General features: G+C 46.4%; 21 protein-coding genes and 1 pseudogene. 7 read left to right on the plus strand and 15 right to left on the minus strand.

What is annotated here, in order from left to right; translation table 11 throughout:
- Positions 1-80: 80 nt before the first annotated feature.
- Complete coding sequence (locus tag PLE7327_RS07160) at positions 81-434, plus strand: helix-turn-helix transcriptional regulator (RefSeq protein ID WP_015143185.1); 354 nt, start codon at positions 81-83, stop codon at positions 432-434.
- A 4-nt stretch (positions 435-438) separates the two neighbouring features.
- Here PLE7327_RS07160 and PLE7327_RS07165 read toward each other — a convergent pair whose 3' ends face one another.
- The gene (locus PLE7327_RS07165) at positions 439-1,752 is read right to left on the minus strand and encodes a lipid-A-disaccharide synthase-related protein (protein WP_015143186.1); all 1,314 of its coding nucleotides are present in this window, start codon (positions 1,750-1,752) and stop codon (positions 439-441) included.
- A 435-nt stretch (positions 1,753-2,187) separates the two neighbouring features.
- Here PLE7327_RS07165 and PLE7327_RS07170 point away from each other — a divergent pair, with 435 nt between their 5' ends.
- Together PLE7327_RS07170 and PLE7327_RS07175 are read left to right on the plus strand one after the other, a co-directional pair.
- A complete protein-coding gene (locus PLE7327_RS07170) occupies positions 2,188-2,502 on the plus strand; it encodes a DUF2499 domain-containing protein (RefSeq protein WP_015143187.1) in 315 nt (104 codons plus the stop codon).
- A gap of 32 nt (positions 2,503-2,534) precedes the next feature.
- Positions 2,535-2,828 (plus strand): DUF3593 domain-containing protein, encoded by a 294-nt coding sequence (locus tag PLE7327_RS07175; protein WP_015143188.1) that lies wholly within the window; start codon positions 2,535-2,537, stop codon positions 2,826-2,828.
- 38 nt (positions 2,829-2,866) lie between these two features.
- Here the strand turns inward: PLE7327_RS07175 and nadC are convergent, their stop codons facing one another.
- From nadC to PLE7327_RS07195, 5 genes are all read right to left on the minus strand, one after another.
- Entirely contained in the window at positions 2,867-3,739 is an 873-nt protein-coding gene (nadC, locus tag PLE7327_RS07180) for a carboxylating nicotinate-nucleotide diphosphorylase (protein ID WP_015143189.1), read from the minus strand.
- A 9-nt stretch (positions 3,740-3,748) separates the two neighbouring features.
- On the minus strand, positions 3,749-4,267 hold the full coding sequence (locus tag PLE7327_RS07185) for an RDD family protein (RefSeq protein WP_254658112.1): 519 nt from the start codon (positions 4,265-4,267) through the stop codon (positions 3,749-3,751).
- A gap of 127 nt (positions 4,268-4,394) precedes the next feature.
- Complete coding sequence (locus PLE7327_RS26130) at positions 4,395-4,523, minus strand: hypothetical protein (protein ID WP_256377720.1); 129 nt, start codon at positions 4,521-4,523, stop codon at positions 4,395-4,397.
- 2 nt (positions 4,524-4,525) lie between these two features.
- The gene (locus PLE7327_RS07190; RefSeq protein WP_015143191.1) at positions 4,526-5,380 is read right to left on the minus strand and encodes a DUF72 domain-containing protein; all 855 of its coding nucleotides are present in this window, start codon (positions 5,378-5,380) and stop codon (positions 4,526-4,528) included.
- Between the two features lie 258 nt (positions 5,381-5,638).
- Positions 5,639-6,886 carry a hypothetical protein gene (locus PLE7327_RS07195; RefSeq protein WP_015143193.1) on the minus strand — a complete coding sequence of 416 codons (1,248 nt, stop codon included), beginning with the start codon at positions 6,884-6,886 and terminating at the stop codon, positions 5,639-5,641.
- Between the two features lie 342 nt (positions 6,887-7,228).
- Between PLE7327_RS07195 and PLE7327_RS23215 the strand changes: the two are divergent.
- Together PLE7327_RS23215 and PLE7327_RS24770 are read left to right on the plus strand one after the other, a co-directional pair.
- Positions 7,229-8,094: pseudogene (locus PLE7327_RS23215) on the plus strand (IS5 family transposase).
- Complete coding sequence (locus PLE7327_RS24770) at positions 8,057-8,221, plus strand: hypothetical protein (RefSeq protein ID WP_015143194.1); 165 nt, start codon at positions 8,057-8,059, stop codon at positions 8,219-8,221. The pseudogene PLE7327_RS23215 and the gene PLE7327_RS24770 overlap by 38 nt, the downstream one beginning before the upstream one ends.
- Here PLE7327_RS24770 and glyS read toward each other — a convergent pair.
- Positions 8,211-10,355 (minus strand): glycine--tRNA ligase subunit beta, encoded by a 2,145-nt coding sequence (glyS, locus tag PLE7327_RS07205; protein ID WP_015143195.1) that lies wholly within the window; start codon positions 10,353-10,355, stop codon positions 8,211-8,213. The genes PLE7327_RS24770 and glyS overlap by 11 nt on opposite strands.
- Before the next feature lie 239 nt (positions 10,356-10,594).
- Here glyS and PLE7327_RS07210 point away from each other — a divergent pair, with 239 nt between their 5' ends.
- Positions 10,595-10,843, plus strand: a complete 249-nt coding sequence (locus tag PLE7327_RS07210; protein WP_015143196.1) for a DUF6761 family protein — start codon at positions 10,595-10,597, stop codon at positions 10,841-10,843.
- Positions 10,844-10,880: 37 nt separating this feature from the next.
- Here PLE7327_RS07210 and grxD read toward each other — a convergent pair whose 3' ends face one another.
- The 7 genes from grxD to rpsF form a co-directional block, all read right to left on the minus strand.
- A complete protein-coding gene (grxD, locus tag PLE7327_RS07215) occupies positions 10,881-11,204 on the minus strand; it encodes a Grx4 family monothiol glutaredoxin (RefSeq protein ID WP_015143197.1) in 324 nt (107 codons plus the stop codon).
- Between the two features lie 112 nt (positions 11,205-11,316).
- Positions 11,317-11,577: a BolA family protein gene (locus PLE7327_RS07220; protein WP_015143198.1), complete on the minus strand. Its 261-nt coding sequence runs from the start codon at positions 11,575-11,577 to the stop codon at positions 11,317-11,319.
- A 74-nt stretch (positions 11,578-11,651) separates the two neighbouring features.
- On the minus strand, positions 11,652-12,275 hold the full coding sequence (locus PLE7327_RS07225) for a hypothetical protein (RefSeq protein WP_015143199.1): 624 nt from the start codon (positions 12,273-12,275) through the stop codon (positions 11,652-11,654).
- 154 nt (positions 12,276-12,429) lie between these two features.
- Positions 12,430-13,497, minus strand: coding sequence for a hypothetical protein (locus PLE7327_RS07230; RefSeq protein ID WP_015143200.1), 1,068 nt, complete (start codon positions 13,495-13,497; stop codon positions 12,430-12,432).
- 107 nt (positions 13,498-13,604) lie between these two features.
- On the minus strand, positions 13,605-14,921 hold the full coding sequence (locus PLE7327_RS07235; RefSeq protein WP_015143201.1) for a hypothetical protein: 1,317 nt from the start codon (positions 14,919-14,921) through the stop codon (positions 13,605-13,607).
- Positions 14,922-14,934: 13 nt separating this feature from the next.
- Positions 14,935-17,052 carry a hypothetical protein gene (locus PLE7327_RS07240; RefSeq protein WP_015143202.1) on the minus strand — a complete coding sequence of 706 codons (2,118 nt, stop codon included), beginning with the start codon at positions 17,050-17,052 and terminating at the stop codon, positions 14,935-14,937.
- Between the two features lie 315 nt (positions 17,053-17,367).
- The gene (gene rpsF, locus PLE7327_RS07245) at positions 17,368-17,712 is read right to left on the minus strand and encodes a 30S ribosomal protein S6 (RefSeq protein ID WP_015143203.1); all 345 of its coding nucleotides are present in this window, start codon (positions 17,710-17,712) and stop codon (positions 17,368-17,370) included.
- A 174-nt stretch (positions 17,713-17,886) separates the two neighbouring features.
- On the opposite strand from rpsF, the gene PLE7327_RS07250 reads away from it, so the two are divergent.
- Positions 17,887-18,660, plus strand: a complete 774-nt coding sequence (locus tag PLE7327_RS07250) for a fumarylacetoacetate hydrolase family protein (RefSeq protein WP_015143204.1) — start codon at positions 17,887-17,889, stop codon at positions 18,658-18,660.
- Between the two features lie 15 nt (positions 18,661-18,675).
- Here the strand turns inward: PLE7327_RS07250 and PLE7327_RS07255 are convergent, their stop codons facing one another.
- A complete protein-coding gene (locus PLE7327_RS07255; RefSeq protein WP_015143205.1) occupies positions 18,676-19,203 on the minus strand; it encodes a Tic20 family protein in 528 nt (175 codons plus the stop codon).
- Positions 19,204-19,331: the final 128 nt, after the last annotated feature.

Genomic DNA, 19,331 nt, shown 5'->3' on the forward strand with positions numbered 1-19,331 from the left:
CATCGAGGAAGTATTTTCGCCTAAAATAAAAATAACTACTTAGTTATTTAATCGATTTTTGAAAGCGACGATCGCTCTCTATGGCAAAGACTTCTTCTAAGACATCTCCCGAACTGCTAGCCCCAGTGGCAGAATATTTCAAAGTCCTCTCAGAAGTGAGTCGTCTGGCAATTTTAGATGTGCTGAGGCAATCGGGAACTATGAATGTCACAGAAATTGCTGAAGCGACTGGTTTGGGACAGGCAAATTTATCGAAGCACTTAAAAGTATTGACGCAAGCTGGATTTTTGTCGCGCCGACAAAATGGAGTTAGCGTTTATTATGAAATTGCCGATCCAGCAATCTTTGAGTTATGCGAGTTAGTTTGCGATCGCGTTAAGGAACGATTGCTAAAACAAGCTCAACAGTTTGAGAAATTTGAGGCTTTTCTATAAACCACTAACTATTGACCATAAATTTTTCCATCAGACAATTAGCAATACGAGCAGCAGCGCCGGGACTTCCCATCCGTCGCCGTCCATTTTGGTTAATTTGCTGCCAGCGATCGGCATCGTCGAGTAAGGATTGAATCTCACTGACAACGTGTTCGGGTTGTTCTACCAGGATAGCAGAACACCCTAAAAGACGAGTTTGAGCTTCAGCAAATGCATAGGTAAATTGCGGTCCCTCGCCAGGAATGATAATAGCAGGTTTACCCAAGCCGACAAACTGTTCCGTTGCCGTTCCCGCCATCGCGATCGCTAAGTCAGCCGCCGACAAACACTCTGCATAGGCATTTTGAGATAGGATTAAGGTTGTACTACCTAGCGTAAACGCTGAAGCATTAGCATCGGAAATCGGGCGAAAATTCCAACCGCGCTCGATGAGAGGCTTTTGAAAAGGTTCGAGGGACAAAGCGGGCGCGATCGCGCCTAAAAATAAAATAGGACGGCGATCGAAGACAGCGATGACACCCGCTATGGCGGTCAAAATCGTTTGCCAATTTCTTTGTGCTTCTGGCATTCTCGATCCGGGGAGCAGGAGAATGACGAGCGAATCCTTCTGACTTTTGGCTGGCGAGCCGCTATTTTGCCAGCTCCAAGTAGATCGACTGACCCATCCCTCGTGGGACGAGTTGATGCCGCACAAATGTATAGGAGCGCGATCGCAGGCTTCAACTTCAAGTCCATCTATCATGGGATTGCCCAGATCGAAAGCAGGGATCGACCATTGTTGTAAAATTTGAGTGGTTAGTGTATCTCTGGGAAATACTGCCTTGCAGCGGCGACGGCTCATTAACCAGCGCTCCCAGGGAAGATATACCGCTCCCAACCAACGTTCTAATCCAGAGGTTGGAGGCAACCAACCGTCTTCATCGCGAAGATAATACTCGGATTTCGCCGTTCCGACAAAAGCATATTCGGCACCGCTCGACCATGCAAATAGTAGAGGCACAATATCGCCCACCGCTAAAATTTTTCCGCCGATTTTTGCCCATCTGCGGACGGTCTTGAATTGCGCTAGCGTCAACTGCAATAATCCGCCTCGAACGTCTCGCCATAGCTGTCGCCCATCCATGTAGATAAATCCTCCAGAAGGCATCTGCTTTACCTGCCCGATCGTGGGAATATTAAGCTGGGAATAGGCGTATCCAGTTCCCACTAGAGGAAATGCCGTTATTTTGGGCGCTCTGGGATGGCGCTGCAATTGTTCTATAATGCGGATGGCGATCGCGTCTTCTCCGTGACCGTTACTTAAGACAAGGAGTTGCATGAATTTAGACTAACAGCTCATTAGGTAGACGGTTTTTTTAAGATAACCGATTCTTCACAGATAGTTCCCATTCCAGTTTTCCGAAGATAAGGAAAATAAGAGTGTGTTTTCCTAAATTAAAATAGTTTTTTTATTGATTTTGCCGCCAGTCGCAATCGCCTCAAACTTATTGAGATCGCTGCTTGGAGAACTTTGTCCTGAAAAATTTATCAGTTTATTTTTAAGAGCCTAAACTTAGGTTGTTTTCATTATCCCATTCAATGAGAATGCAAATGGTTAGGGAACAACAGTGGACAGATTAGCATTACTAGATATAGCTTCCTAACATAGTCTTTGACTGTCAAGCTGGCTGGTAATGCTAATTGTTTCCTTGGTAGGACAACGCCAAATGAGATAAGCTCGACAGAAGAAAATTCTTTCTCATTGGCAAAACCTATGCATGCACTTTCAATTCCGACTTGGGTTATTCACGTTTCTAGCGTTATTGAGTGGGTTGCCGCTATTTGGCTCGTCTGGATTTATGGAGAAGTAACTGGCAATCGATACTGGTGGGGATTATCCTGGGCAATGTTACCTGCTTTGCTCAGTGCCATGTGTGCTTGTACTTGGCATTTCTTCGATAATGCCAGTTCGTTAGAATGGCTAGTAACGCTACAAGCTTCAATGACCGTGGTAGGCAATTGCACTCTGTGCGCCGCGGCTTGGTGGATTTGGCGTTCTGCTAGTGGGGGGCGATCGCAGCAAGAATAGTTAACAATAGTAGTCGAAAAAAAATTCCTGTGATGCTCTCAAAAGATACGTTATTTGCCCTTTCCCTCTTTCCTTATCTAGGATTTTTGTGGTTTCTGACTCGTTCTAAACAAACCCCGCGTTTGGCTTTAATTGGATTTTATGCTCTGTTGGTTTTTGTCGGCGTTACCATTCCAGCAGGAATTTATGCCAAAATTCACTATGGCAAGGTTTTAGCCAATGTGGATTGGTTGCACGGCAGTGCGGAATCTTTGTTAACTATTTCTAATATTTTGGTCGTGCTGGGGTTTCGGCAAGCAATTGTCGATCGCAAACGCGCGTCATAATTAGTTCAAAGTTCAAAGTTCAAAGTTCAAACTAATTCTCAACTCGCTCCCATTTTCATACTTAAATCTAACCAAGTAGAACGAGTAATGGGAGCGCTGCTGGAGATATAATCTACCCTGGTTTCTGCCACCCCGCGAATATTATTTAAAGTAATATTTCCAGATGCCTCGATCTTTACCTTGTCATTTCGTGCGCGGATCGACTGTACCGCTTGCTTCATCTCCTCGATCGTCATGTTATCCAACATGATAATATCCACGCCGCCTGCGAGAGCAGCTTCAACTTCAGCGATGCTGGTTGTCTCTACTTCGATTGTTAAAGGATAAGGCATCGTTTTGCGAACTGCCGCGATCGCTTCTCTAATACCTCCAGCCGCTGCGATATGATTGTCCTTAATCATAACCGCATCGTCTAATCCCATGCGGTGATTGGCAGCGCCGCCGACTTGGGTGGCATACTTTTCCAAAATTCTCAATCCTGGCGTTGTTTTGCGCGTATCGACTAACTGAGTCGGTAAATCCGCGATCGCGTCTGCATACTGTCGGGTTAGCGTGGCAATGCCACTGAGACGCATGGCTAAATTGAGCGCTACTCTTTCCCCCATCAGTAAAGCATCCGTCGCGCCTTCGATGCGAGCAATTACCTCTGCGGGTTTAACTGCTTGGCCTTCTGCCACTAGGGGAACGAAATTTACCTGGCGATCGAGTAACTGAAATACTCTGGCGGCGACTGGCAATCCTGCAATTATGCCGGCTTCTTTAGCAATCCATTCTGCCTTTCCTGCTGTAGCCGTTTGCGGGAAGATTCCTTGCGTCGCGCGATCGCCCCTACCAATATCTTCCAACAACCAGCTTTGCAACAGTCCCTCTAATACAATCGGCGGCGGCAGTACGGCAATTGAATGTTTCATCTCAGTAAATTATCGTTTCTGAAAGTTGCGCTTCAAGTTAAAATAAAGCTTTTTCAGGCGAAGATCGAGCGATAAACCTCGGCGCGTTTGGATGACGATGGTTCCGGCAATTCTGTCGTGAAAAGCTTGGTTGAGTTCTTCATCGGCAAAAGCCACGCCACAGTCAGCCAGCAGAGGAGAGACTAGCAATAGCATCGACAATCCATTGACAAAATTAATTTCTAAGCCATACACCGCCAGCATCGCAGCCAAGCCAACAATTCCTTCCCGTTTTGCCAAGGCTAGCAGTCCGGGAATTTTGTTAAAACGCGGATCGATGACTTTCATATCCAGCGCATAGCGACCGAGACTTTGACCTTTATTTTTTTCGACGACTAAAACCCGCACGACAAACCAGCCGACTAGGAACACGAACCACTGTATGATATCGGGAAAGAAGGAACTCAACAGCCAAACCGCAACAAAATCGATTAAAAAAGCAGCGACTCGCCGCTCGATCGGAACTTTGGGATATCGTCTCTCAGGCATTTGCTCGGTCTTAATCAGCATGGTGCAAGAAGTAGGGACTTCGCTCCCTTGTTATAGCAAGAAATGATAACTTTTATACTTCTCTACTTTACCTTGGTTGACTGACAAAACTCTTGAAATCGTTGACTTATCTTAGGTTGGTGTTGAGCGATAGTAAAACCCAACTTCGCAGGCGCGATCGCCAAGAGAACGGCACATCCAAATGACCAAATGACTCAACCGGACGATCGGCAAACCGATCTATCTGAGTAGACATCTCTAAAACAGGCTAAGCTGTACGGGAGAGGATTCTAAGCAATCCCATGGCAAGGGAGGAATGTTTACGCCTTGCCGTTCGAGCAGTTGCTGAAAATAACGCGCAGTGAAAGGCGATCGCTCCTCTAGCGGACAATGTACGAAGAAATAGATTTCTGTGCCTTGACGCAACCAGCGATCGACTTGCGTTACCCATTCTTGAAGAAAGGATTGGTTATACTCTTGTTGCGGGTGGCTGATGAAGCGAACTAAACTAAAATTTGCCGTCAGGCAAGGTTGCAAGGGCACTTTGGGTTTGCGCCTCTCGGAAGCAAGCTGCGGATCGTCGGGACAATCGTAGATCGGACGAGTATCTAGCAACACTCTTCCCACCCCCAATTTTTCGAGAAGATTGTTTAATTGATTAGCATGGGAGTCTTCAAACCAATCGAGATGGCGGACTTCTACAGCTAAAGCTTTGGTTTCCTTAACTAGAGATTTGAGAAAAGCGTTCAAATCTTCTAGCAAGTCGGGACTGTAACTGGGAGGTAATTGGAGAAAAACAGATCCGGTGCGCTCGCCTAAGTTGCTAATTCGCTCCAAAAACGCGATCGCGCCTCCAAGCGAGGGCATGAGTAAGCCATTGTGCGTAATCTCTCTGGGAAGTTTAAGACAAAATTTGAAACTAGCCGGAGTTTCAGTCGCCCAACGTTCTATGGCAGTGGCTTCAGGTACGGCATAGAATGTTGTATTTCCCTCAACCGTCGTCAAGCGCTGGCTATAGAGGCGCAGAAAGTTTTTAGACTGAGTTTTTGGCGGGTAAAAGTTTCCTATCCATCCTTTGTACGACCAAACCGCACAACCTAGATAAAAGTTCATCAATCTATCGCGATTCTCAACACCTCTCTAGTCTCTCGCAAGACAAAGCAGATGCGATCGCCAAAAAGTTATATCGATTACCTAAATGTTTGCGGAAGATGATGAGAGAGGGGAGTGTAGAAAGTGGGTGCGGAGCACCTCATGTCTCGATCGCGAACCTGCTTTAGCGAGCAAGATGCTCGCACTACCGATGATAAATTTGCCAAAATGGGATGCTCCCAGTGTTGAATTTCCCAAAGGGGTTGACTTCGACGGAAATCAAACCGGACTGACCGCCTCATTATGTACGACCCTTAGCGCCTTAGCTTCTGCTGCATCGGTTAGCGCCGCATCGCGCAGTTGCTCGCGCAGGTTGGGCATTACGGCAAGCGCTCTCGTCCAATCGGGAATCTGCGCCCCAGCAGGATTGGAGAAATAGTCTTCTCCGGCTTCGGCAATGACCTCCTCGAACAATTCGGTAGTCACTTCTTCTTGGTGGCGACCGAATTCCAGGTTATTGACCCGCGCATCGACAAAGTACTGGCGCGTATAGTCTTGAGCTTGCCGACGGAATTTAATGCGCAAGGAATGGAGGTGTTCTCTCGTCAGTACGACTTGCTCGGTTTCTGTCAGGGTGCGCAAGAGGGAACGAAGGATATCCCGACACATTTTTTGCAATCCTTCTTGCGTCGAACTGCCGACCGTCTGATGCTTATGGTCGAAAACGCCCAGATCTATCTGGGCAATGCGTTTCTGGGCAACGTTGCGATAAACCTCTGCCAACAAGCCAACTTCTAAACCCCAGTTGCTCGGAATGCGAATATTAAGCGCCAGATCGCCGTTCATGGCAAACTCTCCCGACAGGGGATAGCGAAAGGCATTGAGATAGCGCAGATAATTCTGATACCCAAGAAGTTCGGTTAAGGCTGTTAGCAAGGGCGTGACAAAAAGACGCATTACTCGACCGTTGAGCTGGCGAGATTCGCTGCCGATCCGAGCGTAATAGGCTTTATTGAAGGCAATGCCAAATTCTTTTTCGAGAAGGGGATAGAGAAGTTTGAGCGGATAGGAACGCTCGTAGGTAATGATATCTGCATCGTGGAGGGCGATCGCTTCTGCTTCTAGGGTGGCTACGCCCAATCCCAGCCACACGGCGCGACCTTTCCCTTTAAAACTAGATAAGTCTAAAGCGCGATCGCCTAAAGTTTCCAGAATGCGAGTTACCCGCTCTCCATTCTCCCAAATGACTGCCGTCGGTTGCGGCAATGAGTCAAAAAACTCTACTGCTTTTGCATATTGGGCGATCGTATTAGCATACAAGCAGACCACTACTTTTTTAACAAAAGCACACTGACCGAGGTGGTCTCTAATGCTAGCTAGCGCAGGTCTTTCTAATTCTTCGTAAAGCGCTGGGATGACGACTGCTGTTGGAGCCTGTTCGCTGAGTCGAATCAATTTTTCTTCCAGGAGTTCCAAGTCGCATCCAAAATCGTGAATAGTTGTGATTAACTCCTGCTTATAGTCCATATCCGCCTTGATTTATTCAGTAAATTTAAGGCAACCGTAAAGTTAACCTGAATAATTTTTGCACGAGTTGCACTAATTGCCGTGTCTGCTTTGATACCAGTCTTGAAATAGAGTTTACAAAGCAACTTCGGTGAATTTTCCTCTCGATCGAGGTAACGTTCGAGCAACTCTTCAATAGTAATACACAAAGCGGATGCCAAGTAGCGAAAATGGATTTTGAAAAATTGCGGGAGAAGTAGAAGTATAGATAAAATTTGCTATTCCCAACGGGCTAAAAATAGCGATCGCGAAAAAAGAGTTGTTTATTAGACCTCCAGCAAAAGTCAGAGTAAGTTAGGTAAAATAAAACCAAATTACAATTCGAGTTATGACTTACTCTCAAGTAAAAATTTAAAACCGACAGAGTTTAAACGGCTTTGTGGAGTATATCCAGAGACGTTTAAAGAGATGGTAAAAGTTCTAGAAGCCGAAAAAGTCTTACAAAAAAAACAGGACGACCAAATAAATTAAGCGCAGAAGACCAAATCTTAATGACTCTTGAATATTGGCGAGAGTATCGCACCTATTTTCATATCGGAACTAGCTGGGGAATAAACGAGACAACGGCTTTACGAATCACCAGAAAAGTAGAAGATATTTTAATGAAATCGGGACTTTTCAATCTGCCTGGGAAAAAAGCTGTTCAACCCCAAAATACAGAAATTGAAATTGTCGTAGTAGATGTAGCAGAACATGAAATAGAAAGACCGAAAAAAACAAAAAGCTTACTACAGTGGTCGGCAAAAGTGTCACACGATAAAATCGCAAGTTTTAGCTGACGCAAAAACGAGACAAATTCTTTGTATTGCTCATGAGAAGGGAAAAAGTCATGATTTTAAGATTTGGAAAAATAGTAAAATAGGAATCGAACAACAGATAGAATGTTTGGCTGATAAAGGATATCAAGGAATTCAGAAACTTCATCCCAACAGTAGAATTCCCAACAAAAAAAGCGCAATCAACAGTTAAGTCTAGAGCAAAAGAAGTTTAATCGTAAGTTAGCAAGTGAAAGGATTGTAATTGAAAATATTCATCGCAGTCTAAAAATATTCAGAATTCTTTCAAGTCGATATCGCAACCGAAGAAGACGGTTTGGGTTGAGATTTAATTTGATTGCTGGCATTTATAATTATGAACTTCTTTCCCACTCCAATTATGCGATCGCGTAACACTTTTGCAGGAGGTCTATTGTTTTATTTCTATCCCTCCGATCGCAAAAACCGCTATAAAACTGGCGAAGTTAAACTCGGCAAAACCGTAAAAACAGAAACCGCGCGTTGCCGTTTTATGATTTGACGATCGCGCCGAAATCCGCCAAAACGCGAGCGTGATTGCGAAGCAACCCCAACAAATTAAGCCGATTTTGCCTAATTTCTGGGTTTTCGTCCATCACCAACACGCTTTCGGGGCCGTCGAAAAAGTTGCTAACCGTCGGGGCAATTTTTGCCAAAGCATCGACTAGCAATTGATAATTGCGATCGGCTTGTGCGGCTTTGGTTTGCGGAACTAATTGGACTAGGGCATCGTAAAACGCTTGTTCCGAAGGCTTCTCAAATAATTCTGGACGCACGACTGCCGCCGGATCGAGTTGTTGCTTGTCCAAATCGCCTTTGACAGCTAGACGCGCGGAACGGTTGACGGTTTCGTAGATGGCATCGAGCAAACCATTTTGACGAATCGATTGGAGGAATTGAGCGCGATCGCGCACATCTAACAAATCTCTCAATGCCCTTTCCGTATACTCTGGATCGTCTTCTCCTAAGACTGCATTCACCAAATCATAATCGATCTTTAAGTCGTCTTCGAGTAACGTGTGGATGCGCTGAATAAAAAACGCTTGCAAAGGTGCGAGAGGAGATTTCTTATCGGGATGCGCCGTGACAAAATCGGCTGCACCTTGTTCGAGCAATTGTGCCAGATCGAGCGGCAACTGCGCGTGCCAAATAATATTGATCGCTGCATTTGCCGCACGACGCAAGGCAAAGGGATCGGATGAACCCGTCGGGAGCATTCCCAAACCAAAAATACTCACTAGCGTATCGAGGCGATCGGCGATGCCAACCACCTGTCCAGTCAGGGATTCTGGCATTCTGTCTTCTGCGGTTCGCGGTAAATAATGCTCGAAAATTCCCTGGGCAACGCTTTCCGACTCCCCGCTGACGAGGGCATATTTTTGTCCCATAATCCCTTGCAATTCCGGGAATTCGTAGACCATTTGCGTCACTAGATCCGCTTTACACAGGGTAGCCGTACTTTCAATCTCGCTGCGCTGTTGCGGGGTGAGATCTAGCTGTTCGGCAATCTGCTGGGCAATTTCGATAATTCGGTCTACTTTGTCGCGCATCGTGCCCAACTCGTCCTGGAAGGTGACGTTGGCGAGTTCGGGTAAGTAGCTTTCGAGCGGTTCGTCGCAATCAGCTTGATAGAAAAACTGCGCGTCGGCTAATCTAGCTCGAATCACTCGTTCGTTTCCCGCCGCAATAATCTCGGATTTGGCTGGGTCGCCGTTGGAGATGGTAATAAAATTGGGCAGAAGAGAGTTATTGGGATTGTTTGAAGCAACTGGGAAATAACGCTGATGAGCGACCATAACTGTCGAAATCACTTCGGCAGGCAGATTTAAAAATTCAGCGTCAAATTTCCCGACTACGGCGGTGGGATACTCTACCAGATTGGTCACTTCGTTTAATAAATCGCTTGGGATATATGCCTTACCGCCTATCTGCTGCGCGGCAGTTTCGACTTGCTGCTGAATTTTACTGCGACGGACGGCTGGATCGACTTCGACATAAGCAGAACGCAAGCATTTTGGGTAATCTGAAGCTTGAAGAATGGTAACGGGTTCGGGGTGTAAGATGCGGTGTCCTTGGGAGACGCGATCGCTTTTGATAACCGTCGAACCGTTTGTTAATTCGATCGGTAAAATCTCTTTATCCAATAAAGCTACCAGCCAGCGAATCGGTCTGGGAAAGCGCAAATCGCCATCGCCCCAGCGCATAAAACGCCTTCCTTCCAAGCTTGTAATCCATTGAGGTGCGAGTTCTTGTAAAATTTCGGCGGTTGTCCGTCCGGGAATTTTTTTCTGTACGAAGACAAAATCTCCCTTGTCGGTTGGTTTGACGAAGAGGTCTTTTACGTCCACCCCTTGTTTGTTGGCAAAGCCTTCGGCGGCTTTGGTCGGTTTTCCATCCTTAAAAGCGGCTGTTGCGGGAGGTCCTTTGATTTCTTCTTCGCGATCGCCTTGTTTGGTTGGAAGTCCTTTAATCAATATTGCCAGACGGCGAGGAGTTCCGTAAAGCGCGATCTCCTCTGAGTTTAAAAATTGCTCCTCTAGCTTTTTGGGAATTCTCTCCTGCCACTGCTCTATCGCTGTATCGACAAAATCTGCTGGTAATTCTTCAACTCCGACTTCCAATAAAAAATCAGGCATAGGTTATTTCTATAATCTTGCTTTGAGGTTACACTCTCTTATATCAACAAATCCCTACAATCTAGCGTTGGTAAGGTTCGATACAAGACTTTTCGAGACTCGGACAGGTACAATAAAAGTAACATAACCCAATCGTTTATTGATTTGTCGGGTACGCGATCGCTCTCTTGCCATTCTCTCGGCGCGAGCGAACTCGATGTGTTTCCGTCCACTTTATTGCAATCCTCCCGCTCTAGTTCATGCTTCAAGATCCCCAAACCATCCGCTACTATCAAAAACTCACCGATTCCATGGTGGATTTGTGGAACCGAGGTTATCGCTATGACGAAATCCGCCTATATTTGGAGGGTTACTTTGCTTGTCTGCGCCATACAAACGTTCTCGAACCCTATCAAATTCATCGACTAGAAGAGGATGCTTTTCGATATTTTTACGACCCCTCGAACTTCGAGCTACCGCTTCCCGAACCAGAAACCGATTATTATTAGGGTAGGCAGAGAAAGCCCACCCCAAAGGCTGGTTTTCTTAGGAAGCTAAAGCGACCTCAACCATTTGTTGCAATTCGCCACTTTGATAAAGCTCGATCGCGATATCCGAGCCGCCAATAAACTCCCCATTGATATAAATTTGGGGAATGGTCGGCCAATTAGAATACTCTTTGATGCCTTGACGAAGATCGGCATCTTGCAAAACATCTACAGTTTCGTAGGGAACGCCCAAGACGTTGAGAATCTGCACGACGTTGTTAGAAAAGCCACATTGAGGCATCAATTTCGAGCCTTTCATAAACACGACGATTTTGTGGCTATTGACGATTTGTTCGATCCGCTCTTTGAGTTCTGGTGTCATAGACCGTAATAGAGTTTTCTGCTCAAAAGACTACAAACAGACGACGAGACAAAAATGATTGCTTTAGGAGAACTAGGAGATTTTTGTCAAGCAATACTCCTTAAATTTTAACTCAGACGGGTTGACCCTCAGCTTGCCATGCTTGGGGAGTGTAAGTTTTTAAAGCGAGCGCGTGAATTGCCTCTGATGCCATTGCTTCTTGCAAGGCGCTATAGACTAGCTGATGCTGTTTGACGCGCGTTTTGCCTTCAAACTCGGCAGACACGACTACCGCTTCCAAATGGTCGCCGCCGCCAGTCAAATCTCTAACAAATACCTGAGCGCCGGGCAATTTAGCCTGAATCATTTCTTCAACTTGTTTAAGACTAACCATCTTAATTTCGACACAACAACTTAATTTAGTTTATTTGACTTAACTAATACTATCGAGGATAAATCAACAGTATTTTAATTCCTTTGTGGATTACCTGGTAGGGGATTGTCTTGCTGGGGACTGCCTTGTTGTGGTTTAGGCGCGGTACGGGTTGAGGGGGAGAAGGGCGATTCGACAAACCCCAGTTCGTAAAGTTGTTGGTAAGCTTTCTTCCCCAAGTCGCTAGTCGGATTTTGAGAACGGATGACTTGTATTAGGAGGGGAACGGAGAGTTCTGGTTGATTTTGCGCCCGATGAACCAGGGCAAGCTGATAGGTGGCTTCGTCGCGCATTTGTCCGCTTTTGAGGGCGCTACTTCTTTGCGCTTCGTAAACTTGGCTATCAATTCCCGAAAAACTATTAGCGAGCTGTAAATGAAAATTAGACAATTGATTAAAAATTTTCCGAGCTTGTTGTAGCTTGTTGACTGCTACCTCGTATTGCTCCGAGCCGATGGCTTGATTGGCTTCATTCATTAAGCGCTGTGCGCCTTGAAAACTGAGGAGACTATTTGGCTGAGCTAAAGGACGAAGATCGCCTTGACCTTGTTCTGTCTGCTGAGGGGGAACTTGAGCCTGGATAGGCACTGCAATTGCCAAAGCTACGATCGAAGAAAAAGCGAGCGAACTGCTACAGCTAAGAAAATGTGTATTTACCATGACATGACTCTACTACTAGCTCGTGCGAGCAACTCAAGTTTTTTGCTTGAGGTATATTAGCATCTGTCTATACCGTGTTAGCAGTTTTAGGCGCGATCGCTTGTTGCCAATCTTTTTTCTTCGCTCTTGCGATCGCAAGTCAAGGTTGTGTTTATCATAACTGCTCTCGCATTTTTTGGTACTCTTGTAGCTGTTGTTCGAGCTGTTGTTGATACAATTGTTGCAGTTTTCGCTGTCGTTCGAGCTGTTGCTCGATCTGTTTCTCTTGCTGCTCCTTTCGTTGCTTCATTTGTTCTAGTAACTTCTGCCTTTGCCGCTCTTGTTCTTCAAGAAATTTTTCCCGATACAGTCTTTGGCGTTCTTGTTGTTGTTCGTATTGTTTTTGCGCCTGTTCGTTAACCTTTTGTTGGATTTCTGTTTTGAGAGCGGGGAGCGATTTTAGATCGTTGCCCAAAAAAGTGCTGGTTTTGAGAAAATTATAGTTAAATTGCCGAGAAGTCAGGACACTTTCTCTAGGAAGCATGCGAAAACCATTATTGACATTAATTGCGCCGAAACTGTTGATGGTTTTAGCAACGTCGGCAACAGCAGGATTTACATTCATCTGTTCTAGAGAAGCAGAGAGGTCGTTTTTCGGCATTAGGGCGAGTTCCGAATCGAGCATTGGCATACTTAGCTGTCTTATTGAGAGTACTTGACTTCCCAAAGGCTTGGGGAAAGCCGTTTGATTATTGGCATTAAAAAAGACCGAATCAGTCGGTCTTTTTTGAAGCTGCGATGATGACTCAAAAGCATAAATTCCCTTATCGATATCGGCGTATTTGACTTGGGGCAGTATAGGAACGCTAGCTGGCTGGCTGGTCGATTTAGTTCCCTCTAAGTTCAGTTGTCTAAATGCTTCAATAAGAGAGCTTACTGATAAAGATTTTTGGGCTTCGTTGTCTTGGGAGCGATTAGAAGCATAAAAATTATCAATGATTAAATCCACCTGGTCAACTTGAGTAGTAAGATTGACGATTTCTTCTACCATCGATTCCCAAGTCTCCCGATCGCCTTCAAGAGAATTTTCAACTTTTAATAACGAGCCAAATAATAATGAACTCTTGAACCCAAAAGAGAGAGAGGCTCCTAAAGTTTGATAGCAAGGAAATATGAAGTAAGTTAATAAAGTTATTTTGATGAGAGATCTTGCTCGTTTGAGAGAATCCTGTTGGATAGACATGGCAATTCGATCCGATTTTTGCTTTGAATCATATCAAAGCTAAATTAAAAATTAAAGTTCTATGCAAACAAGTTTACATATTATAGGCTTTATTTAGCAGCTTTTTTCTAGCAGTTTAATATTCTAGCGACGATCGTGGCGATCCGACGCGAGGCTCCCGACTGACCGCGTACCATCAGCAGGCGATCGCGCATTCGCTCCAGCCTCTCTGGATTGTCTAAATAATCGAACACCAGCCGAGCTACCTCTGCCGCTTGCAATTCGCCCACTAATTCGGGCACGATCTCTTCTTCCGCCCATTTATTAGGCCAAGCAAAGAGACGACCCCGTTTCAAAACGAGCCAATTAATTGCCTTGGCGAACGCAGATCCCAATAGGGGCAAATTCGCCAGCATCCCAGGAATTCCATCCCAACTGCGCATTGCATCTAGCTGTTGCGTCGGCAGCAGAACGAGCATGGGAATACCTAACGCGCCCAGTTCGGCGGTATTGGCTCCCACGGTGGTCAGAACTAGGCAGCACTGACAGAGAAAATCATGGGCGGGGAACTGAGTTATCAGCTCGATTGGCACCCCGGCAGAGGTTTTGAGAACTGGGTTTTCAGACGAGTCGGGAGAAGGCATTAGCAATTGGGCGCTAACGCCTCCTAGTTTGTTAAGGATGAGATTGCTGCTGGGATCGGCATAGGTGGCGAGTGTCGGTAAATCCAGCGTGGGAGCAACGGGAAGAATGAAGCGGGTTTGCGGGCGTTGGGCGGAGATCTGTTGCGCGATCGCCAGACACAACGGCACTCCCTGAGAGAGTTTGGCTGCTTTAGAACCGGGAAGAAGACCGATGGTAAGGGGAGGGGGGGAGTGTGGGGAGTGGGGGACTCCGAAGAAATTTACTTCCGAGTTTAGACTTCCGGATTCTGCCTTCTGCCTTCTGCCTTCTACTACGTCTGCCATTAAATCGCCGACTACTGTCAATTTATGACGATATTGGGGCGGAACTTGGGAAAGCATTGAAGGCTGTCTGACGCAGAAGCGATCGATCCAGCGATACCAACGCACCTCCCATTCGGCGTAGACGACGGTGCGATAGCCCAGACGCTTGCCAATAATGGCTGCAAAAGCTTGGTCGCCGCCGAGGAAGATGACGGCTCCAGATTTTCGCCAATCCCAATTTTCGTGGGTTTTCCCCCACAGTAAAAAAGGAAAAAAATGCTCTGGCGGTTGGACGCGATCGACTTCAGGATAGCTGCGAACGAGCGCGGCTTCTTTTCCGGTGGCATTGGAACAGGGAGATAGCACCACCGATATTCTAAGTTGCGATCGCTCGTCGCCCAATTGCTCTCGTAGCGCCCTGACGACGGGACGCACCCAGGTGGCGATTTCTCCCGGTCCGTTGGAGAGAATGAGGATATCGACTGGCGAAATAGTCATCAGTTGCGATCGCCTAAAACGAAAAAGGAATTGATAAACCGACTCCTACCCCTAGCTCGTCTTGGTCGCGCACCCTCAGTTGATGCCAGCTAGAAGACCCAACGCAGTTTGTTAAATATAGCTCTAATTTGGGGCTATTGCCATTCTTATTTGGCTCAAGTCCGAGCAAAGCTGACGGATCCCACCTAATGCCAACAGACCAAGGAATGACATTTTTTCGTTCGTCGCCCAGGAAGGCATTGCCAGGATTGACAAAATTAGCTCCGATTTCACCAATAAAACTAAAATCGCGGGAAAGCGGGAGCGAACCTCCTAGAGTAAAACCCGCAATTTCGGTGCCCAGTCGCTGGGCATAACCCCAAACGGGAGTAAACCAAACGGCAGCGCCGCCATCGAACTGGTAGTGGAGGGGCAGTGAGAGGGTGACGAGATAGAGTTGACTTTCTGCGCCGCTGTCTCCTTGGAAAATTAGGGGAACCTCTTTTGATAAACCGAGATTGTCAAATTCATTGCGATCGTTGGCGCGGAAATTGGCGAACGGCTGATTGGTCAAGCCATAGGTTCCGGCTAAACTCACCGTAAAAGGAGCGCCATCTGCCTGATTGAGCAGCCGAACTTTACCGCTAAATCCCTGTTCCGACTCATCTACCTCGCCAAAAACGTAATCCAGATACACGCCCACTTCTAAATCTTTGAGCAGACCATAACGCAACGAAGTGAGAATGCCCTGACTGCCTCCTTGTAAGTTGAACAAGAATTTTCCGCTCGGCAAAGTTCCCCCATCGAAAAACCCCAATCCATCGGTAGTAATACGCGTATCGGCTTCCGGATTGGATTGTCCGAAACTGTCGGCATAGCGGCGGTTGGCACCGATGAAGTCGGGCATAAAGACGAGCGCCGCGCCCAAAGCCATCAAGTCTCGATCTGCGGTCAGGGAGAGAGAACCGACGCTGCCTTGGGCATTGGAGACAAAAACATCGAGACCGATGCGAGGATTAACCAGGTAGCGCAAGCCGACATTATAAGCTATGGCTTGGTCTGGTTTGCCAGACTCTCGGCTAATGCTGTTGTTGCCAGCGACGGGAATGAAGGCATCTCCCCAAAGAATTATCCGAGAACCGAAGCGATAGGAAACTGCTCCCGTAAAACCCAAAGTCGTGCCAAAAGAACCTGGGTCGTCGATTGGAGGACGACTGTAGAACATGGCGTTTTCCCCTGGGAAAAAAGCTAGCGTTGGGGAAATGGTAAAGCGCAGGCGATCGTCAATCGTAGCGGTAAAGGGAAACTGAAGACCGACGACTAAATCTTCGGTATCTCTCTTCTCGACGAGTCTGCTGTCTTGGAGAGAGGAAAAAATAAAATCTCTATTGCCCCAAGAGAGGGAAAGAACGCCGCTTAGAGCTAGCGTACCGGATGAATTTTCCCAAAATTGTTGCTTGAGATCTAGCGACAATTCTTCGTCTGAATCTAGGATGGCAATAAAATCGCCCTGACGAGCTGGAGAAGCGCTATCTACCCTTTGGTATTCAAAGGTCAGTTCTGTGTTGTCGGTAATGCCCCAACTAAAACCAAGATTGGGATAGGCTCCAGTATCTGCGTCTAATAACCCACTCTTTACATACTCAGGAAGAAAGTAGAGGCGATTGCGAAAATTGAAGACGAACTCTCCTTGACTTAAATGCTCTGCTGTCGGTTGCATCGGCGAGATCCGAGTCAGAGGACTATCCGTTTCGCTTGCCCTAGGGGAGTCGTTTTCACTAGATTCAACAGTCCTTTGTGGGAGAGACGGGAGATAATTCTGTGCGATGACATCGCCACTGGAATTAGCTAAAATGGGAAAAGTCTCAGGGAAGGGGGAGATGGCAAAAACGACCGATGGTTCTGGCTTAGCGGGAAAGGATGGACTCGGCGAGCTGGAAAAATCAGACCATTGAAAGGTTGCCCGAGCATCTGTTTTTCTCTTATCTAACCATTGGGAAATTGCGAGCGGTCTATCGTTGCGATCGCCCGTTTGGTTAGGAAAAGTCAAAGGCGCTACGGGAGTTGGTTGGGGACTGGCAACTGCTTCACTGCCAATCCCACCGACCACTGCGATCGCTAGATTGGAAAGAATAAGCGTTTTAGTTGGCATTATCGAGCAAAGCTCTACTTTAGTTGTTAGATGTCGCCGCGTTGCGAACTGTTCCGCTCTTTATCGATAGGAACAATCCAAATTAGCAGCTATCTTAGAACATGAAACCACAAAAAAACGATCCCCCATGGCCCATGGATAAATGGGGAGACAATTAACTACTAACCAATGACCAATGACGAATTTTTTTAGGGACAAGGGAAAAGGGGAAGGGGGAAAAATGAAAATGTTCTTTGCCCTTTCCCCTTTCCCCCAATCCCAATGACCAATGACCAATGACTAATTCCCAATCCCCGAATCGCTTATCTGGCTTATCTATACTTCGGCTTTATCTGCTTGTGCCGACTCGGAAGCTTTAGCAGCAGACTTTTTCTCTTCCAGTTTGATGGTCAAATAGCGAATTACTTCGTCGCTCAGGCGCATAGCTCTCTCTACAGGAGCCACTTGGGTTCCATCTCCTGTATAGTTCACTTGGACGTAAGTGCCATCTTGATGTTTTGCGATCGGATAGGCAAGTCGTCTTTTTCCCCAAATTTTAATCTGAACGTCTTCTGCTTTTTGCTCGATTAATAAATCTCGATATTTATTAACTACTTGCTGCACCTGCTCTTCTGTTAAGTCTGGACGCAGGATATAAACTAATTCGTAACTGTGACTCATCCAATTAATCTCCTTATGGACATGATGGCTTCTTTGTCAATAGCTAGACAAAACCAGAGACTGTTTGATATCTAGCTTTAGGTAAAGAAGCAAGGGATTTCGATCGTATCATTTCTTTGCTGCTAATCGCCAGTCACCCAAATTTATCAATTACCTAACCCAATTTTCACAGCTATGGCGCAACGCTACGTTCGAGTCAAAACTCCTCAAGGGCAAACCTACTATGGATTGCTCAATCTCAATCGCAGTGTCGAGGTTCTCGACGCGCCCCCGTGGTTGGGAGGACAGTCTAGCGATCTGACTTTAGAACCAGATAGTTACGAACTGCTTGCGCCTTGCGCTCCTTCCAAAATCGTCGCCGTGGGGAAAAATTATCGCAATCACGCGGCGGAAATGGGAACTGCCGTCCCAGAAGAACCCCTCTTGTTCCTCAAACCTCCTACAACCGTCACGGCTAACGGTCAACCGATCTTTTATCCCAAGCAATCTCAACGAGTTGACTATGAGGGAGAATTAGCAATAGTCATCGGCGATCGCGCCAAAGACTGTACCCTAGAACAGGCACTGAGTAAAATCTGGGGCTATACCATTGCCAACGATGTTACGGCGCGCGACTTGCAGAGCAAAGACGTTCAATGGACGAGAGCTAAAGGATTTGATAGCTTTTGTCCCCTCGGACCTTGGATCGTTCGCGAGTTGAGTGCGGGGGCGCAGTTGCAAACCTTTTTAAACGATGCTGCCGAACCGCAACAATCCGCGCCGATTAGTGATATGGTATTCTCGCCAGAGTTTTTAGTGTCCTATATCTCCCAAATCATGACTCTGCTGCCAGGAGATGTGGTGTTAACCGGAACGCCAGCCGGAATCGGTCCAATGCAAGTCGGCGATCGCATTCGCGTAGAAATTGAGGGGATCGGTTCCCTAGAAAATTTTGTGGCTGCTAGGTAGGCGCTCCTCTAAAAACTATCGCACCATAGCATAGGCTTGTTCGGAAATTACCGGAACTTCTGGATACAAGCCCCGAATACACTGAAAAATTGAATAGAAAGAAGAACCTGCCACAAACAGAAAAATCAGAATGCTAATTGTATTGCCTAAAAGAGAACCCGACCAAGCGGAATCTCCAGCTATCACTCCAGAGAATGCTTGTTGTGAGATGCCAAAAAGGGATAGAACCAAACGGCATAGCGCGGCAAAAACTGATAGTAATAACGCTTGCATTGCGTTGTAGCGAAGAAAGTGAATTAATTTGGGATTTTGCGCGACCCCCGCATATAACCAAATAAAAATTGCCAATGCAACTATGGGAAATCCGCCGACTCCCAGATAATAAAATCGCAGCAGGGGCGACAAGGGAATCAAGAGCCACAGTAGCGGCGGAAAGAACATAAACAAATACATTCCAAAAGGAATCACTTCTATCAGAGGCACTAGATAAGTTAAGCAGGCGAATAATTTATCTTGACTTTTGGGCGAACCGCGCCAAACCATTCCTTGGTCTCCTATGAAAACTTTAGAAAAACCTAGAAGCTTAATAGCTCTCTAATTTGTTTATCATTATAGGCAATGCGCCGATGCTGTTGGGCGAGCGGCGATTTTGCAGATCCCCAATTTTCAAG

It is taken from the genome of Pleurocapsa sp. PCC 7327 (genome assembly GCF_000317025.1).
Classification (GTDB): Bacteria; Cyanobacteriota; Cyanobacteriia; order Cyanobacteriales; family Microcystaceae; genus Hydrococcus.

What these genes read in the sequence shown, in the direction of transcription:
- PLE7327_RS07160 (WP_015143185.1), top strand. Translation starts at nt 81, where the DNA reads ATGGCAAAGACTTCTTCTAAGACATCTCCCGAACTGCTAGCCCCAGTG.
- PLE7327_RS07165 (WP_015143186.1), bottom strand. Translation starts at nt 1,752, where the DNA reads ATGCAACTCCTTGTCTTAAGTAACGGTCACGGAGAAGACGCGATCGCC.
- PLE7327_RS07170 (WP_015143187.1), top strand. Translation starts at nt 2,188, where the DNA reads ATGCATGCACTTTCAATTCCGACTTGGGTTATTCACGTTTCTAGCGTT.
- PLE7327_RS07175 (WP_015143188.1), top strand. Translation starts at nt 2,535, where the DNA reads ATGCTCTCAAAAGATACGTTATTTGCCCTTTCCCTCTTTCCTTATCTA.
- nadC (WP_015143189.1), bottom strand. Translation starts at nt 3,739, where the DNA reads ATGAAACATTCAATTGCCGTACTGCCGCCGCCGATTGTATTAGAGGGA.
- PLE7327_RS07185 (WP_254658112.1), bottom strand. Translation starts at nt 4,267, where the DNA reads ATGCCTGAGAGACGATATCCCAAAGTTCCGATCGAGCGGCGAGTCGCT.
- PLE7327_RS26130 (WP_256377720.1), bottom strand. Translation starts at nt 4,523, where the DNA reads ATGTCTACTCAGATAGATCGGTTTGCCGATCGTCCGGTTGAGTCATTT.
- PLE7327_RS07190 (WP_015143191.1), bottom strand. Translation starts at nt 5,380, where the DNA reads ATGAACTTTTATCTAGGTTGTGCGGTTTGGTCGTACAAAGGATGGATA.
- PLE7327_RS07195 (WP_015143193.1), bottom strand. Translation starts at nt 6,886, where the DNA reads ATGGACTATAAGCAGGAGTTAATCACAACTATTCACGATTTTGGATGC.
- PLE7327_RS24770 (WP_015143194.1), top strand. Translation starts at nt 8,057, where the DNA reads ATGAACTTCTTTCCCACTCCAATTATGCGATCGCGTAACACTTTTGCA.
- glyS (WP_015143195.1), bottom strand. Translation starts at nt 10,355, where the DNA reads ATGCCTGATTTTTTATTGGAAGTCGGAGTTGAAGAATTACCAGCAGAT.
- PLE7327_RS07210 (WP_015143196.1), top strand. Translation starts at nt 10,595, where the DNA reads ATGCTTCAAGATCCCCAAACCATCCGCTACTATCAAAAACTCACCGAT.
- grxD (WP_015143197.1), bottom strand. Translation starts at nt 11,204, where the DNA reads ATGACACCAGAACTCAAAGAGCGGATCGAACAAATCGTCAATAGCCAC.
- PLE7327_RS07220 (WP_015143198.1), bottom strand. Translation starts at nt 11,577, where the DNA reads ATGGTTAGTCTTAAACAAGTTGAAGAAATGATTCAGGCTAAATTGCCC.
- PLE7327_RS07225 (WP_015143199.1), bottom strand. Translation starts at nt 12,275, where the DNA reads ATGGTAAATACACATTTTCTTAGCTGTAGCAGTTCGCTCGCTTTTTCT.
- PLE7327_RS07230 (WP_015143200.1), bottom strand. Translation starts at nt 13,497, where the DNA reads ATGTCTATCCAACAGGATTCTCTCAAACGAGCAAGATCTCTCATCAAA.
- PLE7327_RS07235 (WP_015143201.1), bottom strand. Translation starts at nt 14,921, where the DNA reads ATGACTATTTCGCCAGTCGATATCCTCATTCTCTCCAACGGACCGGGA.
- PLE7327_RS07240 (WP_015143202.1), bottom strand. Translation starts at nt 17,052, where the DNA reads ATGCCAACTAAAACGCTTATTCTTTCCAATCTAGCGATCGCAGTGGTC.
- rpsF (WP_015143203.1), bottom strand. Translation starts at nt 17,712, where the DNA reads ATGAGTCACAGTTACGAATTAGTTTATATCCTGCGTCCAGACTTAACA.
- PLE7327_RS07250 (WP_015143204.1), top strand. Translation starts at nt 17,887, where the DNA reads ATGGCGCAACGCTACGTTCGAGTCAAAACTCCTCAAGGGCAAACCTAC.
- PLE7327_RS07255 (WP_015143205.1), bottom strand. Translation starts at nt 19,203, where the DNA reads ATGGTTTGGCGCGGTTCGCCCAAAAGTCAAGATAAATTATTCGCCTGC.